This is a genomic window from Albidovulum salinarum (assembly GCF_025673475.1).
Lineage (GTDB): Bacteria > Pseudomonadota > Alphaproteobacteria > Rhodobacterales > Rhodobacteraceae > Albidovulum > Albidovulum salinarum.
Genome location: NZ_JAOVQO010000019.1, coordinates 55107 through 69069, shown reverse-complemented (window position 1 = coordinate 69069; position 13963 = coordinate 55107). Strand labels below are relative to the sequence as shown.

At 69.0% G+C, this 13963-nt stretch carries 13 protein-coding genes; 6 read left to right on the top strand and 7 right to left on the bottom strand.

All coding sequences use genetic code 11. The features are described 5' to 3' along the window. Window positions 1–27 precede the first annotated feature (27 nt). The 3 genes from cysK to rlmN all read left to right on the top strand — a co-directional run bounded on the left by cysK (window position 28) and on the right by rlmN (window position 2838). Window positions 28–1023, top strand: a complete 996-nt coding sequence (cysK, locus tag OEZ60_RS18255; RefSeq protein ID WP_317852848.1) for a cysteine synthase A — start codon at window positions 28–30, stop codon at window positions 1021–1023. 67 nt (window positions 1024–1090) lie between these two features. Beyond that, the gene (locus OEZ60_RS18250) at window positions 1091–1480 is read left to right on the top strand and encodes a rhodanese-like domain-containing protein (RefSeq protein ID WP_263339334.1); all 390 of its coding nucleotides are present in this window, start codon (window positions 1091–1093) and stop codon (window positions 1478–1480) included. Window positions 1481–1650: 170 nt separating this feature from the next. Continuing rightward, entirely contained in the window at window positions 1651–2838 is a 1188-nt protein-coding gene (gene rlmN / locus OEZ60_RS18245) for a dual-specificity RNA methyltransferase RlmN (protein WP_263339331.1), read from the top strand. Here the strand turns inward: rlmN and OEZ60_RS18240 are convergent. The 6 genes from OEZ60_RS18240 to bioB are packed head-to-tail and all read right to left on the bottom strand — an operon-like array spanning window position 2835 to window position 8257. After that, window positions 2835–3614 (bottom strand): methyltransferase domain-containing protein, encoded by a 780-nt coding sequence (locus OEZ60_RS18240; protein WP_263339328.1) that lies wholly within the window; start codon window positions 3612–3614, stop codon window positions 2835–2837. The two genes, rlmN and OEZ60_RS18240, sit on opposite strands and share 4 nt — an antisense overlap. Further along, on the bottom strand, window positions 3611–4228 hold the full coding sequence (locus OEZ60_RS18235; protein ID WP_263339326.1) for a pimeloyl-ACP methyl esterase BioG family protein: 618 nt from the start codon (window positions 4226–4228) through the stop codon (window positions 3611–3613). The genes OEZ60_RS18240 and OEZ60_RS18235 overlap by 4 nt, the downstream gene beginning before the upstream one ends. Window positions 4229–4235: 7 nt before the next feature. Continuing rightward, window positions 4236–5519 (bottom strand): adenosylmethionine--8-amino-7-oxononanoate transaminase, encoded by a 1284-nt coding sequence (bioA, locus tag OEZ60_RS18230; RefSeq protein ID WP_263339323.1) that lies wholly within the window; start codon window positions 5517–5519, stop codon window positions 4236–4238. Then, window positions 5506–6147, bottom strand: coding sequence for a dethiobiotin synthase (bioD, locus tag OEZ60_RS18225; RefSeq protein WP_263339322.1), 642 nt, complete (start codon window positions 6145–6147; stop codon window positions 5506–5508). The genes bioA and bioD overlap by 14 nt, the downstream gene beginning before the upstream one ends. Then, window positions 6144–7283 (bottom strand): 8-amino-7-oxononanoate synthase, encoded by a 1140-nt coding sequence (locus tag OEZ60_RS18220; protein ID WP_263339320.1) that lies wholly within the window; start codon window positions 7281–7283, stop codon window positions 6144–6146. Before OEZ60_RS18220 ends, bioD begins: the two co-directional genes overlap by 4 nt. Further along, the gene (gene bioB, locus OEZ60_RS18215) at window positions 7280–8257 is read right to left on the bottom strand and encodes a biotin synthase BioB (RefSeq protein ID WP_263339319.1); all 978 of its coding nucleotides are present in this window, start codon (window positions 8255–8257) and stop codon (window positions 7280–7282) included. Before bioB ends, OEZ60_RS18220 begins: the two co-directional genes overlap by 4 nt. 244 nt (window positions 8258–8501) lie before the next feature. Here bioB and nadA point away from each other — a divergent pair, with 244 nt between their 5' ends. The 3 genes from nadA to nadC are packed head-to-tail and all read left to right on the top strand — an operon-like array spanning window position 8502 to window position 11944. Then, on the top strand, window positions 8502–9533 hold the full coding sequence (gene nadA, locus OEZ60_RS18210) for a quinolinate synthase NadA (RefSeq protein WP_263339317.1): 1032 nt from the start codon (window positions 8502–8504) through the stop codon (window positions 9531–9533). Window positions 9534–9539: 6 nt separating this feature from the next. Further along, a complete protein-coding gene (locus OEZ60_RS18205) occupies window positions 9540–11105 on the top strand; it encodes an L-aspartate oxidase (RefSeq protein WP_263339315.1) in 1566 nt (521 codons plus the stop codon). Beyond that, window positions 11102–11944, top strand: coding sequence for a carboxylating nicotinate-nucleotide diphosphorylase (gene nadC / locus OEZ60_RS18200; protein WP_263339313.1), 843 nt, complete (start codon window positions 11102–11104; stop codon window positions 11942–11944). The genes OEZ60_RS18205 and nadC overlap by 4 nt, the downstream gene beginning before the upstream one ends. Window positions 11945–11947: 3 nt before the next feature. On the opposite strand, the gene OEZ60_RS18195 is transcribed toward nadC, so the two are convergent. Continuing rightward, on the bottom strand, window positions 11948–13957 hold the full coding sequence (locus OEZ60_RS18195) for a hydantoinase/oxoprolinase family protein (protein ID WP_263339311.1): 2010 nt from the start codon (window positions 13955–13957) through the stop codon (window positions 11948–11950). Window positions 13958–13963 lie beyond the last annotated feature (6 nt).

The following is a 13963-nucleotide window of genomic DNA, read 5'->3' as shown; positions in this document are numbered from 1 at the left end:
CCCATAAACTCAGGAAAGGACCCTGTCATGACCCATCAAATGCAAACGACCCTCGCCGCGACGCCTGCCATAGAAGCTCGCGGCCGGGTCTACGGCTCGATCACCGAAACTGTCGGCAACACGCCGCTCGTCCGGATCAACCGCATGGCGCAGGAACGTGGCGCCGGCGCGCGCGTCCTCGCCAAGCTTGAATTCCTCAATCCGCTTGGAAGCGTGAAGGACCGGATCGGCGTTGCCATGCTGGACGCGCTGGAGGCGCGGGGTGAGATCGGACCAGGCAGCACCATCGTCGAGCCGACCTCGGGCAATACCGGCATCGCGCTCGCCTTTGCCTGCGCCGCTCGGGGCTACCGCTGCATCCTCACGATGCCGGACAGCTTCTCGGTCGAGCGCCGCAAGCTGATGCGGTTCCTCGGCGCCGAGCTGGTCCTGACGCCGAAGGAGAAGGGCATCAACGCCGCGATCGAGAAGGCGCGGGAGATCGTTTCGGCGACGCCGGGTGCGGTGATGCCCTGGCAGTTCGGCAACCCGGCCAATCCCGAGATCCATGCGCGCACCACCGCCGAGGAAATCTGGCGCGATACGAACGGAGAGGTCGATGCGATCGTGCTCGGGACCGGGACGGGCGGTACGCTGACCGGCGTTGCGCGTGTGCTGAAGGCGAAGAAACCCGGGCTGCGCGTCATCGCCGTCGAGCCGGAGAACAGCCCGGTCATCTCAGGCGGCGCGCACGCGCCGCACATGATCCAGGGGATCGGGCCGGGGTTCATCCCCGAAAACCTCGATGTCACGCTGGTCGATGTGGTTGAGACCGTCTCCAACGACGCCGCCTTTGCCGCGACCCGGGACATGGCCGTGAAGGAGGGGATCGCAGCGGGCATTTCGTCAGGCGCCGCACTGCATGTCGCGCTGCGCGTCGCCGCCCGCGAGGGCATGGCGGGCAAGACCGTCGTCACGATCTTCGCGAGCGCCGCCGAACGCTACCAGTCGACTGTGCTTTTCGAGGGGTTCGGGGCGGACTGATCCCCAAATCCAGCCGCCGCCCCGGACAAGAACTTTCACGCCAGCCAGTGAAGAACAGGAGACTAAAATGACCAAGTGTTTCGATACCCTCGTGGCTGAAGCCAAGACCGCCGTTCCCGCGATTTCGGTTCGTGAAGCCCATGATCTCCATTCGAAGGGAACGGCCGTCTTCGTCGATCCGCGCCCGACCGAGGCCATCGCCTCCACGACCGGCCTGATCCCCGGCGCGTACAATGTCGGGCTGGACGATCTGCGGGAGGGGATGCTGCCGCCTGCGCTCAAGGACCGGACCACCCCCATTGTCACCGCCTGCCAGGCCGGCCCGATGGGCGCGCTGGCGGCGCATGCCCTCCAGATGCGCGGCTTCACCGATGTCCGCTACCTGTCCGGAGGCACCCAGGAATGGCGCGAGGCCGGGCATCCGACCGAGGCCGAGGTGACTTCTCCGTTCGGGTGACGCCGCCCCGTACAATCGTCGAAACTCGCAGCGCCGCCCGCACCGGGCGGCGCTGTTTCATGCCGTGAACGGGCCAGTTTCCCGTGCGCAACGGCGGCCGAATTCATCCTGTTCCGTTCCGGCCAATCTTCGACTATATGATGCAGCCTTGAGCTTTTGGACCGAGACGCATGACCGACACCCGCCCCTCCGCGCCGATCACCCAGGATGTGGTGACGATTGCCCGCAAGCTGCCGGAAGGCGGCCGGGTGAACCTCGTCGGCCTGACCCGTGACCAGTTGCGCGACGCGCTGATCGCCGCCGGGACGCCCGAGAAGCAGGCGAAGATGCGCGTGGGCCAGATCTGGCAGTGGATCTATCACTGGGGCGTGCGTGACTTCGCGTCGATGACCAACCTCGCCAAGGACTACCGGGCGATGCTGGCGGAGAAGTTCGAGATCTCCCTGCCCGAGGTCGTCACCCGCCAGGTCTCGGCCGACGGCACCCGCAAGTACCTCCTCCGTATCGCCGGCGGGCACGAGGTGGAGACGGTCTATATCCCCGAGGAGAACCGCGGCACGCTCTGCATCTCCAGCCAGGTCGGCTGCACGCTGACCTGTTCCTTCTGCCATACCGGCACGCAGAAGCTGGTGCGCAACCTCACGGCGGCAGAGATCGTCGGCCAGGTCATGCTGGCCCGCGACGATCTCGACGAATGGCCGGAACAGGGCGCGCCGAAGAACGAGACGCGGCTTGTCTCCAACGTCGTGCTGATGGGCATGGGCGAGCCCTTGTACAATTTCGAGAATGTCCGCGACGCGATGAAGGTGGTGATGGATGGCGAGGGGCTGACGCTCTCGCGCCGCCGGATCACGCTCTCGACCTCCGGCGTGGTGCCGGAGATCGCGCGGGCGGCCGAGGAGATCGGCTGCCTCCTCGCGGTCAGCTTCCACGCCACCACGAACGAGACCCGCGACAAGCTGGTGCCGATCAACAAGCGCTGGAACATCGAGACGCTGCTTGCAGCCCTTCGCGACTATCCGCGCCTGTCGAACTCGGAGCGGATCACCTTCGAATACGTGATGCTGAAGGGCGTGAACGACAGTGACGAGGACGCGAAGCGGCTGGTGAAGCTCATCCGCGGCATCCCGGCCAAGATCAACCTCATCCCGTTCAACGAATGGCCTGGCAGCCCCTATGAACGCTCGGACTGGGAGCGGATCGAGGCCTTCGCCGACATCGTCTACAAGGCCGGTTACGCCTCGCCGATCCGCACCCCGCGCGGCGAGGACATCATGGCGGCCTGCGGCCAGCTCAAGTCGGCGACAGAACGGGCGCGCAAGAGCCGCGCCGAGATCCAGGCCGAGGCCGGGCTCTAAATCTCTTTCCTGAGGATCAGGTAGACCGGCGCGTAGGTCAGCCGGAGCTTGCCACCGTCGGAATGGCGCTGGCGATAGGCATCTTCGATCGCTGCGAGCTGTCCGCGCGTCCAGGCGCCACCAGTGCGGCCGTTGACGCCGGTCTGCCGCAGGTGCCGGAGAAGCGCGCGGAGATCGGCGAAATGCTGGCGATCCGAACGTTCCTCCGCCGCGACGAGGCTGACGCCCGCGGGCAGGAGCCCGCGCCATTCTGCCACCGTTGCGTAATGCGGCGCGGCGCCGGTCGCGCCGAGTTCGGCGAGTTCGGCGAACTGGCCGGGGCCGAAGCCGCTCAACGCCATCCAGCCACCGGGTCGGAGATGGTTGGCCAGACGGGCGAGAAGCGCCGCCGGATCGTCGAGCCACTGCACCGTCGAGGCCGAGGAGATGAGGTCGTAGGGACCGGAAAGCGGCGCGAATTCCACGGGGCCGGAGAGGAAGGACCAGCCGGATACGCGGTCCCCGACCAGCGGGGCGAGATACGGCCGGCATTCGGAGACGAGGTCGTTGAGTGTAAGCTCCGACACGGTGAACCGGTCGAGGAGCGCGCCGGTCAGATGACCGGTGCCGGCACCGAATTCAAACACCCGATCGAAGGCGTTGGGCGCGCCGGCGTCAGCGAGAAGCGATGCGAGGTGCCGCGCGATCCGGGCCTGTACCGAGGCCTCGGCGTGGTAGGAGCCGAGGCTGCGGCGGAAGCTGTCATGGACACGGGCGCTGTCGGTGCGGGCGGTCACGAGAGCGCCTCCCAATCCGACCAATGGGCGAAGGGCGCGTGGGCCGCGTCGATCTCGGTGATCCGGTCGGCCTGCCCCTCCCAGGCCCGGCGCTGGTTCGCGGTCGGGATGATGCGGTCGGCCGTACCGATCCAGATATTGTCGAAGCGCACCTCGGGCGCCGGCCCCCGGTCGCGCACCGATTCCAGCTCGGCCGTCATCGCCGCGACATCGACCGCGCGGCGCGGCTGGTCGGCACCGTGCGAGCGGGCGAGAAAGGCGTGGAAGCTCTCCTCGCTGAGGCCCGCGAGCGTCATCGCAAAGACCTTGGGCGGGATGCCACGCTCCCGGTCCACCGGCGCGAGCGTCCCGTTCACGGCGACCTTGCGGGTGAAGGGATCGGACCGGCCCACCTGCCAGTGGCCATAGGCGGCGACGCCGAAGGACCAGGCAACGAGCAGCCTTTCGGCATAGGCCGAAAGGTCCGGCAGATCGCCGAGCACGCGCCAGTCGCGGACGAAGAGCACATCATATGTTCCGCCGAGACGAGCGACGTCCGAGGGTTCCGCCCCCCAGCCGGCGAAGAAGACCACCACCCGCGCCGCGCCGTCCCGTCTGAGCCAGATCGCCTCCATCGCCGCCTCAGAGCACCTTCGCGAGCGCCAGCATCCCGCCGGTGATGCGGCTAAGATCGTCGGGTGAGGTGACGAAAGGCGGCATCGCGTAGATGTTGCGCCCGAAGGGCCGCAGGAACACGCCGAGCTCGCGGCAATACCCATGCGCGCGGTCGGCGCTGACCGCATGGTCCATCTCGATCACGCCGATGGCGCCGAGGACGCGCACATCAGCCACGCCCGGCAGCGCGCGGGCGGACGAAAGCTCGGCCTGCATCTGCGCCTCGATCAAGGCCACCTGCCTCTCCCAGTCGCCGGTCGCCAGCAGATCGAGGCTCGCACAGGCGGCGGCACATGCCAGCGGGTTGGCCATGAAGGTCGGCCCGTGCATGAAAAGCCCCGGCTCGCCGCCGCCGATCACCTCGGCGACCCGAGTTGAGGCGAGCGTCGCAGCGAATGACATGGTGCCGCCGGTCAGCGCCTTGCCGAGGCACAGGATATCCGGTTCGATCCCGGTGAAGCGGGTGGCGAAGAGCCGCCCGGCCCGGCCGAAGCCGGTGGCGATCTCGTCGAAGATGAGGAGAAGCCCGTGCTCGTCGCAGATCGCGCGGGCGCGGTTCAGGTATTCGGGGTGGTAGAAATACATCCCTCCCGCACCCTGCACCACCGGTTCGAGGATCAGCGCCGCGAGCCGGTCTTTGTTGGCCGCGACCAGCCGCGCGAGATCGGCAAGCCCGTTCCGCTCCGGATCCTCGTCCCAGTCGTCGCCGAGCCGCAACGGCGGCCGCTCGGCGAAATGCTGGACGGAGAGCGCGCCCTTGAAAAGATGGTGCATCCCCGTCACCGGGTCGCAGACGCTCATCGCCTTCCAGGTGTCGCCGTGATAGCCGCCGCGGATCGTGGCGAACTGGCTGCGTGCGGGCCGCCCGGCGGAATGCTGGTACTGCACCGCCATCTTCATCGCCACCTCGACCGAGACCGAGCCGGAATCGCAGTAGAAGATCCGCGTCAGCGAGGGTGGCGCCATTGCCAGCAGCTTGCGGCCGAGATCGACCGCCGGGTCATGGGTGAGCCCGCCGAACATCACGTGCGGCATCCGGTCGAGCTGGTCGTGCACCGCGGTCATGATCGCCGGGTGGCGGTGGCCGTGGATCACGCTCCACCAGGACGACATCGCGTCGATGAGTTCGGTTCCGTCGTCGAGCGTGATCCGCACGCCCTCCGCGGATTTCGCGAGGAAAGTGGCACCCGGTTTCACGACATTGGTGTAGGGATGCCAGAGATGGGCGCGGTCGAACTCAAGCTGGGACATGGCCGAGCCTTTCGCGGATGGGCGCGAGGTCGATGCCCGCGGCGATGCCGGACCGCAGCGTTTCGGCCGTAACAGGGTCTAGTTTTGCCAGCCGCCCGAGGTGGCGAACCCCGCCGAAATCGCGGATCGTCGCCTCGACCAGAGGTTCCGCGTCACCGACGAAGATCACGCCCAGAACCTCGATCCCGCGCGCCTTCGCGGCTTCGAGCGAGAGAAGCGTGTGGTTGATCGTGCCGAGCGCAGTGCGGGCGCAGAGCACCATCGGCAGGCGCCAGTTCGCGAACTGGTCGATCTGGAGAAGCTGCCGGTTCAGGGGCACCATCAGCCCGCCCGCGCCCTCGACGACGAGCGGCCCCTCGACCTCGGGCAAGGAAAGCCGGACCGGGTCGATCACCGCGTCCTCGGCCTCGGCCGAAAGATGCGGCGAGGCGGGGAGCTTGAGGCGGTAGGCCTCTGGCAAGGTCTCGGCGCCGGTAAGGCGGGCCACGACCTCGCTGTCGGTCTCCTCCTCGAGCCCCGATTGCACCGGCTTCCAGTAGCGCGCGGAAAGCGCGCCGGTCAGCCCGGCGGCGACAAGCGTCTTGCCGATGCCGGTATCGGTGCCCGCGACGATGAGAGCGTTCGTCATGCCGGTACCGCCTCCGTGATCTCGGCGAGCGCGGTGAAGAGGTCGGTCACGACCTCGGCGCTGGTGTTGAGGGTGATCGAGATGCGCAGCCGCGAGGTGCCGCGCGGCACCGTGGGCGGGCGGATGCCGCGCACGTCGAAGCCGCGCGCCTGCAACGCCTCGGCCACCGCCATCGTGCGGCGGTCGTCGCCGAGGATCACCGGCAGGATCTGGCTTTCGAAACCGTGAAGCCCGCAAAGCGCGTGAGCCGCCTCGTGCGCCTGGGCGCGGAGCTTCAGCGCCGCCTCGCGCCGCGCCGGGTTGGTCGCGAGGTCGCTGAGCGACGCCCGCAGCAGGGCGGCGTTCAGGGGCGACGGCGCGGTCGCGTAGATGAAGCTCCGCGCCTTGTTGACCAGCATGTCGACGAGCGGCGCCGCCGCCGTCACCAGCCCGCCGTGAACCCCGAGCGCCTTGCCGCCGGTATGGAGCGAAACCACGTTATCCTGCCCCGCGACGGCATGGGCGAGCCCGCGCCCCTCGGGTCCGAAGAGCCCGGTCGCATGGGCCTCGTCGACGATCAGCATCGCCTCGTGCCGTTCGGCGACCGCAGCGAGATCGGCGATGGGCGCCAGATCGCCGTCCATCGAATAGACCGCCTCGACGGCGATCCAGACCTGCCCGGTCCTGCCCTCATTGCGCCAGCCACGGATCGCGTCCTCGGCCGCGGTCACGTCGTTGTGCGGGAAGCTGCGCGCCTCGGCCCGACCGAGCCGCATCCCGTCATGGGCGCTGGCATGAATGAGCGCGTCATGCAGCACGAGGTCGCCATGCTGCGGTAGCGCGGAGAAGATCGCGAGATTGGCGGGAAAGCCGCCGCCGAGATAGAGCGCGCGTTCGGTCCCGAAGAAGGCGGCGGCCTCCGCCTCCAGCGCCTCATGCTCGGCGTCGTTGCCGCGCAGGAGCCGCGAGCCGCCCGCACCCACGGCGACGCCGCGCGCCAGGGCGTCCGAGGCGGCCTGCCGCAGAAGGTCCGACCCCGCGAGCCCGAGATAGTCGTTCGACGCGAAATCGGCTCCCGCACGCGGCATCAGGCGGCGGAGCCGCCCCCGCGCCTCGAGCGCCTCAAGCGCGCGGACCTGCCGCGCAAGGCCGCTCATCTCTGCCCGTCGCACCCCGGCGCCATCGCGGTGATGCCGAGGCGGGCGAAGAGCGCCGCATCCTTGTCCTCGCCGGGATTGTCGGCGGTCAGCAGCGTGTCGCCGACGAAGATCGAGTTCGCCCCGGCGAAGAAGCACATCGCCTGCATCTCGTCCGACATCTCGGTCCGCCCGGCGGAGAGCCGGACATGAGACTTCGGCATCAGGATCCGCGCCAGCGCCACCGTGCGGACGAACTCGATCGGGTCGAGCGGCTTCGTCTCGGCCAGGGGCGTGTCGGCGATCGGGATCAGCATGTTGATCGGCACGCTGTCCGGATGGCTCTCCAGCGTCGCGAGGGCCAGGAGCATGTCGATCCGGTCCATCTGCTCCTCGCCCATGCCGACGATGCCGCCGGCGCAGACCTTGATTCCGGCCTCGCGCACGCGGTTGATCGTCTCGATACGGTCGGCGAATGTCCGGGTCGTGATGATCTCGGAATAGTAGCGTTCCGAGGTGTCGATATTGTGGTTGTAGTAGTCGAGCCCGGCGCCCTTCAACTTCAGGACCTGGTTGTCGTCGAGCATCCCGAGCGTCATGCAGCTTTCCATGCCGAGCGCCTTCACGCCCTCGACCATCGCCACCAGCGTGTCCATGTCGCGCTCTTTCGGCGACCGCCAGGCGGCCCCCATGCAATAGCGCGTGGCGCCGGCTTCCTTGGCCTTGCGCGCCTCGGCCAGCACCCGCTCCACTTCGATCAGCTTCGAGGCCGAGAGCGTCGCGCCGTTGCGCGCCGACTGGCTGCAATAGGCGCAATCCTCCGCACAGCCGCCGGTCTTGATGCTGAGCAGCTTCGACCGCTGGACCTGGTTCGGGTCGAAATGCTGGCGGTGGATCGTCTGGGCCTGAAACAGGAGGTCGTTGAAAGGCTGGTTGTAGATCCGGTCCGCTTCCTCGCGGGTCCAGTCGGTCCGGATGGTCAGATCGTCGAGCACTGGCGTCTCCCGTTCCTGAGATATCCCGGTGCCGTGTCCGTCGCCGACCCCGTCACCGAGCATCGACTAGTCGTTGCGCAAACGCTTTGCAAGTGCGGCGATTCAGAGCTTTCAGTGCCCATCCGCAACCTCGCGACGGTGTCGGCGCTAACATCGCATCCGCCTCTGGCACTTCGCGAAACGCTCGTATACGCAACGTCAACGTCGTTTTCCGGGGGGAAATCCATTGCTTGACCTCGCCAACATGCGCGCGACCCTTGCCGATCACTACGACCTCGCGCCATCGCTCGACCTCGCGGAGGCGCAGCGCCACATCCATGCCCGCATGGACCGGGTCCTGCCCTTCGCCGATTGGGCGATCCACGCGCCCTATGTCGCCGCGATCAACCGCCTGAAGAAAGAGCGGAACGCGGTGATTCTCGCGCATAACTACATGACGCCCGACATCTACCACGGCATCGCCGACCATGTCGGCGACAGCCTCCAGCTTGCGATCAAGGCGACCGAGGTCGAGGCCGAGGTGATCGTGCAATGCGGCGTGCATTTCATGGCCGAGACCTCGAAGATCCTCAACCCGGCCAAGACCGTGCTGATGCCCGACATGGCGGCGGGCTGCTCGCTCGCCGAAAGCATCACCGCCGAGGGGGTGGAGGAGATGCGCCGCCGATATCCCGGCGCGCCGGTCGTCTCCTATGTCAACACCACCGCCGAGGTGAAGGCGGCCTCCGACATCTGCTGCACCTCGGCCAACGCGCTCCAGATCGTCGAGGCGATGGAGGGCGATACGGTGATCATGACGCCCGACCGCTACCTTGCGCAGAATGTCGCCAACCAGTCCTCTAAGAAGGTCGTGTTCTGGCCCGGTTCCTGCATCGTGCACGAGCTCTACACCGCCGAAGACCTGCGCGCCTACCGGGCGCACGATCCCGAGGTGAAGATCCTCGCCCATCCCGAATGCACCCCCGAGGTCGTGGCCGAGGCCGATTTCACCGGCTCGACCGCCGGGATCATCAAGTGGGTGCATGACCACAAGCCCGCGAAGGCGATGCTGGTCACCGAATGCTCGATGGCGACGAACATCTCCGACGAGCTGCCGGAGGTCGATTTCGCCCGGCCCTGCAACATGTGCCCCTACATGAAGAAGATCACGCTGGAGAAGGTGCTCTACGCGCTCCACACCATGACCGGCCAGGTCGAGGTCGAGGCCGGCGTCGCCGCCCGCGCGCGGGTGGCGGTGGAGAAGATGATCGCGCTCTCGCGCCAGCTCGGGGTCTGATCTTAGGTGCAACGGATCGCGACCGACCGGGTGATCATCGTCGGCGCCGGGCTCGGCGCGCTGTCGGCGGCGCTCCGGCTCGCGCCGCATCCGGTGGTGCTGATCTCGCCCGAACGGCTTGGCGAGGGGGCAAGTTCGGCCTGGGCGCAGGGCGGCGTCGCCGCCGCGATGGCGGCCGCCGACACGCCCGAGGCCCATGCCGCCGACACGATCCGCGCCGGGGCCGGGACCGTGGATGCGGGCGTCGCGCATCGGGTGACCGCCGCCGCCCCCGGCCATATCGAAAGTCTCACCCGGCTCGGCACGCCTTTCGACCGCGACGCCTCGGGCGGCTATGTGCTCTCGCGCGAGGCCGCGCACAGTTTCGCCCGCGTGGTCCGGGTCAAGGGCGACCAGGCCGGGGCCGAGATCATGCGCGCGCTCGTCGCCGAGGTGCGGCGCGCGGGTTCCGTGCAGGTGCTCGAAGGCGCGATGGCGACGGGGCTGGAGGTGGCGGGCGGAACCGTCACCGGCGTGGTGGTGGAATCCGCAGATCCGGCCGGTTCAGAGCCTGTTTTCATCGCCGCCCCCGCCATCCTTCTCGCCGGCGGCGGCTCGGCCGGGCTCTACGCGCTGACCACCAACCCGCCGCGCATCCGGGGCCAGGTGATCGGCCTTGCCGCCCGTGCAGGCGCAGTGATCGCGGATGCCGAGTTCGTGCAGTTCCACCCGACCGCGATCGACGCCGGCGAGGAACCCGCACCCCTTGCCACCGAGGCGCTGCGGGGCGAGGGCGCGATCCTCGTCAACCGCCACGGCTGCCGCTTCATGGCCGGGATCCACCCCGATGCCGAGCTTGCGCCCCGCGACATCGTCGCCCGCGCGATCCATGCCGAATGGCGTCAGGGCAATCGGCCGATGCTCGACACCCGCGCCGCGCTGGGCGCCTCGTTCCTGACCCGCTTTCCAGCTGTCGCCGCCGCCTGCGCCCGCGCCGGGATCGACCCGGTCACGGAGCGGATCCCCGTCGCCGCCGCTGCGCATTACCACATGGGCGGCATCGCGACCGATGCGGCAGGCCGCGCCTCGCTCGGCAATCTCTGGGTCTGCGGCGAAGCGGCCTCGACGGGGCTGCACGGCGCCAACCGGCTTGCCTCGAACGGGCTTCTGGAGGCGCTGGTCTATGCCGAGACCTGCGCAGAGGGCATCGCCGCCACCCTGCCTGCCCCCCGTTCCGCTGCGCCGGTTATGCCGGAGTTTCGGCCCGGTGGCGTGCCCGTCGACCCCGAAGCGGTAGCCCGGCTCAGGCAGGTGATGACCGCTGATGTGGGCCTGATCCGCGACGAAAAGGGTCTGCGCAGCGCGCTCGCCACGATCGCCGCGCTCGAGGCCCGGCACGGCGACAGCGCCACCTTCCGCAACATGACCGCTACCGCGACACTGATCGCCGCCGCCGCGCTGATGCGCGAGGAAAGCCGCGGCGCGCATTTCCGCAGCGATTTTCCGCGCGCCGCCGACACGGCTCGCCGCTCGCGCCTGACACTCGCCGAGGCAATGGCGCGCCGCGCCCTGCCCGAGAAGGAGCCGACATGACCCCGCTTCCCGACCTGATCCTCGAACCCCTCGTGCGTGCCGCGCTGATCGAGGACCTCGGCACCTATGGCGACGTCACGACCCGCGCCGTGATCCCTGCCGGCATCCGCTACACCGCCCGGCTGAACGCCCGCGCGGCGGGCCGCGTCTCGGGGATGCAGATCGCGGCACTCGCCTTCCGCCTCGTCGATCCGGCGCTGGCCGTCACCACGAAGGTTCCCGACGGCGCGGCCTGCGCGGCGGGCGAGGTGCTGATGGAGATCGCGGGCGATGCGGCCTCGATCCTGACGGGTGAACGGGTGGCGCTCAATTTCGCGGGGCGGCTCTCGGGCATCGCCAGCCAGACCGCCGATTTCGTGGCCGAGACAAGGGGCACGCGGGCGCGCATCACCTGCACCCGCAAGACCACGCCCGGTCTGCGCCTCGTCGAGAAGCAGGCCGTGCTGCACGGCGGCGGCTTCAACCACCGCTTCTCGCTGTCCGACGCGATCCTGATCAAGGACAACCACATCGCCGCCGCTGGCGGTATTGCGCCGGCGCTCACGGCGGCGAAGGCCAGCGCCTCGCACATGATGCGGGTGGAGATCGAGGTCGACCGTCTCGACCAGCTCGCCGAGGTGCTGGAGGTCGGCGGCGCCGACGCGGTCCTCCTCGACAACATGGAGACCGCGACGCTCACCGAGGCGGTCAGGATGGTCGCCGGCCGGCTGATCACCGAGGCCTCGGGCAACATGGCGCTCGGCCGCATCGCCGAGGTCGCGGCGACCGGCGTCGATTACATCTCGGTCGGCGCGCTCACCCATTCGGCGCGCACGCTCGACCTCGGCCTCGACTTCTGAGCCTCAGCCGACCGCGATCCGCGGCCGGCCCTGCGCGGTGACGCGGAGCCGCGCTTCGATGAACATCGGCTGGCCCTCGACCTCGATCTCGGAAAGCTCGCGGTCGACCGTGATCCGCATCTTCTCGACCCCGGCAAGCCGGGCGCGACCCTCGGCATCCTCGGTCAGCGCGGCTTCGAGGACGGCAAGCGCGGTGTCGCGGTCGTTGAAGCGTTTCGGCCCCTCGGCCAGGTGGGCGGAGAAGAGGCCGGGGCCGGGGCTCGTCACGATGCCCTCGGCATGCATGGCGATCTGCCCGACGACGGCGCCGATCGCGTTCGCGACGCCGGCATGTTCAGGCAGCACCATCCGCGTGCCGACCCGGTCGCCCACCGCACCGTAATAGGACGGCGCGGAGGCGCCGAGGCCGATCACCGGCACGCCGAGACTCGCCTGCAGCTTCACGATGCCGGAATGACCGTCGAGCCCGGCGCGCATCAGCGGATGGCGGGCGAGCCCCTCGGGCACCTCGCCCCAGTCGCGGCTGTCCTCGGCGAAGGCGGCCTCCAGAAGGCAGTCGACGGTCTGCGCGGTGAGCTGGTCGATGACCGCCTCGGCCAAGGCCTCCGGACCCGCCGCGATCCGGTCGCCGCGCCCGTTGCGGCGCCGGGCAAAGAGCGTCACTGCCTTGCGCGCGGCGCCGGCATCCCAGCTGTCGAGCCGGCCCAGAACATGCGCCGCGTCCGAGGGCGTGACGCCCGCGATCATCACATGGCCGCGCGCCACGAGCCGGTTCAAGGCTGGCAGTTCCAGCCGCGTCCGCACGCAGTCGGTCACCCGGCGCGGCCCGGCCAGCAGCCGCTCCACCACCGCGCCCTCGCGCCCCGTCAGCCCTTCGGGCGGCGTGTCGCGCCACATCGGGATCGCGAAGCGCCCGTCATGCTCTCCGACCGCGTCGAGCGCGAGCCAGCCATCGAGCGCGTCATGGACGATCCCGGGGTAGTCCCGCGCCGCGAGCGAGACCGGCACCAGCCGCCTCGGTCCGAGCCTGAGGCTGGTCATCAGCCCTTCGATCAGGTGCAGTTCGCTGTCGCCGCCAAGGCCGGTCGTGCGCATCGCCACCGCCTCGACCATGGTGCGGAACTCGCCAACCCGCGCGCCCATCGGGTCGATCATCGGCTTGCCGTCCTTGAGAAGGCAGACATCCGTCGTCGTGCCGCCGATGTCCGACACCAGGGCGTCGGTCTCGCCCGTGAGCCAGCTCGCCCCGGCGATCGAGGCGGCGGGGCCGGAAAGGATCGTCTCGATCGGCCGGTCGCGGGCAAGGTCCGCGGAAACCAGCGCGCCGTCGCCGCGCACCACCATCAGGGGCGCGTCGATGCCGAGGCTCGCCATATGCGCCTCGCAGGCGGTGATGAGCCGGTCGATCATGCCGATGAGGCGGGCATTCAGCACCGCCGTCAGCGCCCGGCGCGGACCGTTGAGCCCGGCGGAAAGCTCGTTCGAACAGGTCACCGGCTTGCCGGTTTTTTCACGAATCAGTTCACGCGCCGCGTTCTCATGCGCGGGGTTGCGGGTGGCAAAGCTCGCGGCGACGGCGAAACCGGTGATGTCGGCGCCTAGGGTGGCGATTTCAGTCTCTAACCTTGCCAGATCGAGCGGTGCGACCTCGCCGCCGCCATGATTGTGCCCGCCCGCGAGGCGGATCACCGGATCGCCCTTCAGCGCGTCGGTCAGCCCGGCGCGGGCCAGCTCGGATTCCTCGAAGCCGATGAAGACCAAGGCCACGCGCCCGCCCTGCCCCTCGACGAGCGCGTTGGTGGCGAGCGTGGTCGAGAGCGAGACCATTGCGACCTGCGCGGCCTTCACCCCGGCCTTCTCGATCGCCGCGTCGATGGCGCGGCCGACGCCAAGTGAGAGATCGGGCCGCGTGGTCAGCGATTTTGCCGAGGCGATGACGCGGTCCTCGCGCTCGTCGAGGATCACCGCGTCGGTATAGGTGCCGCCGGTATCGACGCCGAGAAGGTAAGCCATGATCGT

Excerpts from the sequence above, each read along its gene's own strand:
- cysK (WP_317852848.1), top strand. The coding sequence starts at position 28 with ATGACCCATCAAATGCAAACGACCCTCGCCGCGACGCCTGCCATAGAA.
- OEZ60_RS18250 (WP_263339334.1), top strand. The coding sequence starts at position 1,091 with ATGACCAAGTGTTTCGATACCCTCGTGGCTGAAGCCAAGACCGCCGTT.
- rlmN (WP_263339331.1), top strand. The coding sequence starts at position 1,651 with ATGACCGACACCCGCCCCTCCGCGCCGATCACCCAGGATGTGGTGACG.
- OEZ60_RS18235 (WP_263339326.1), bottom strand. The coding sequence starts at position 4,228 with ATGGAGGCGATCTGGCTCAGACGGGACGGCGCGGCGCGGGTGGTGGTC.
- bioA (WP_263339323.1), bottom strand. The coding sequence starts at position 5,519 with ATGTCCCAGCTTGAGTTCGACCGCGCCCATCTCTGGCATCCCTACACC.
- bioD (WP_263339322.1), bottom strand. The coding sequence starts at position 6,147 with ATGACGAACGCTCTCATCGTCGCGGGCACCGATACCGGCATCGGCAAG.
- OEZ60_RS18220 (WP_263339320.1), bottom strand. The coding sequence starts at position 7,283 with ATGAGCGGCCTTGCGCGGCAGGTCCGCGCGCTTGAGGCGCTCGAGGCG.
- nadA (WP_263339317.1), top strand. The coding sequence starts at position 8,502 with ATGCGCGCGACCCTTGCCGATCACTACGACCTCGCGCCATCGCTCGAC.
- nadC (WP_263339313.1), top strand. The coding sequence starts at position 11,102 with ATGACCCCGCTTCCCGACCTGATCCTCGAACCCCTCGTGCGTGCCGCG.
- OEZ60_RS18195 (WP_263339311.1), bottom strand. The coding sequence starts at position 13,957 with ATGGCTTACCTTCTCGGCGTCGATACCGGCGGCACCTATACCGACGCG.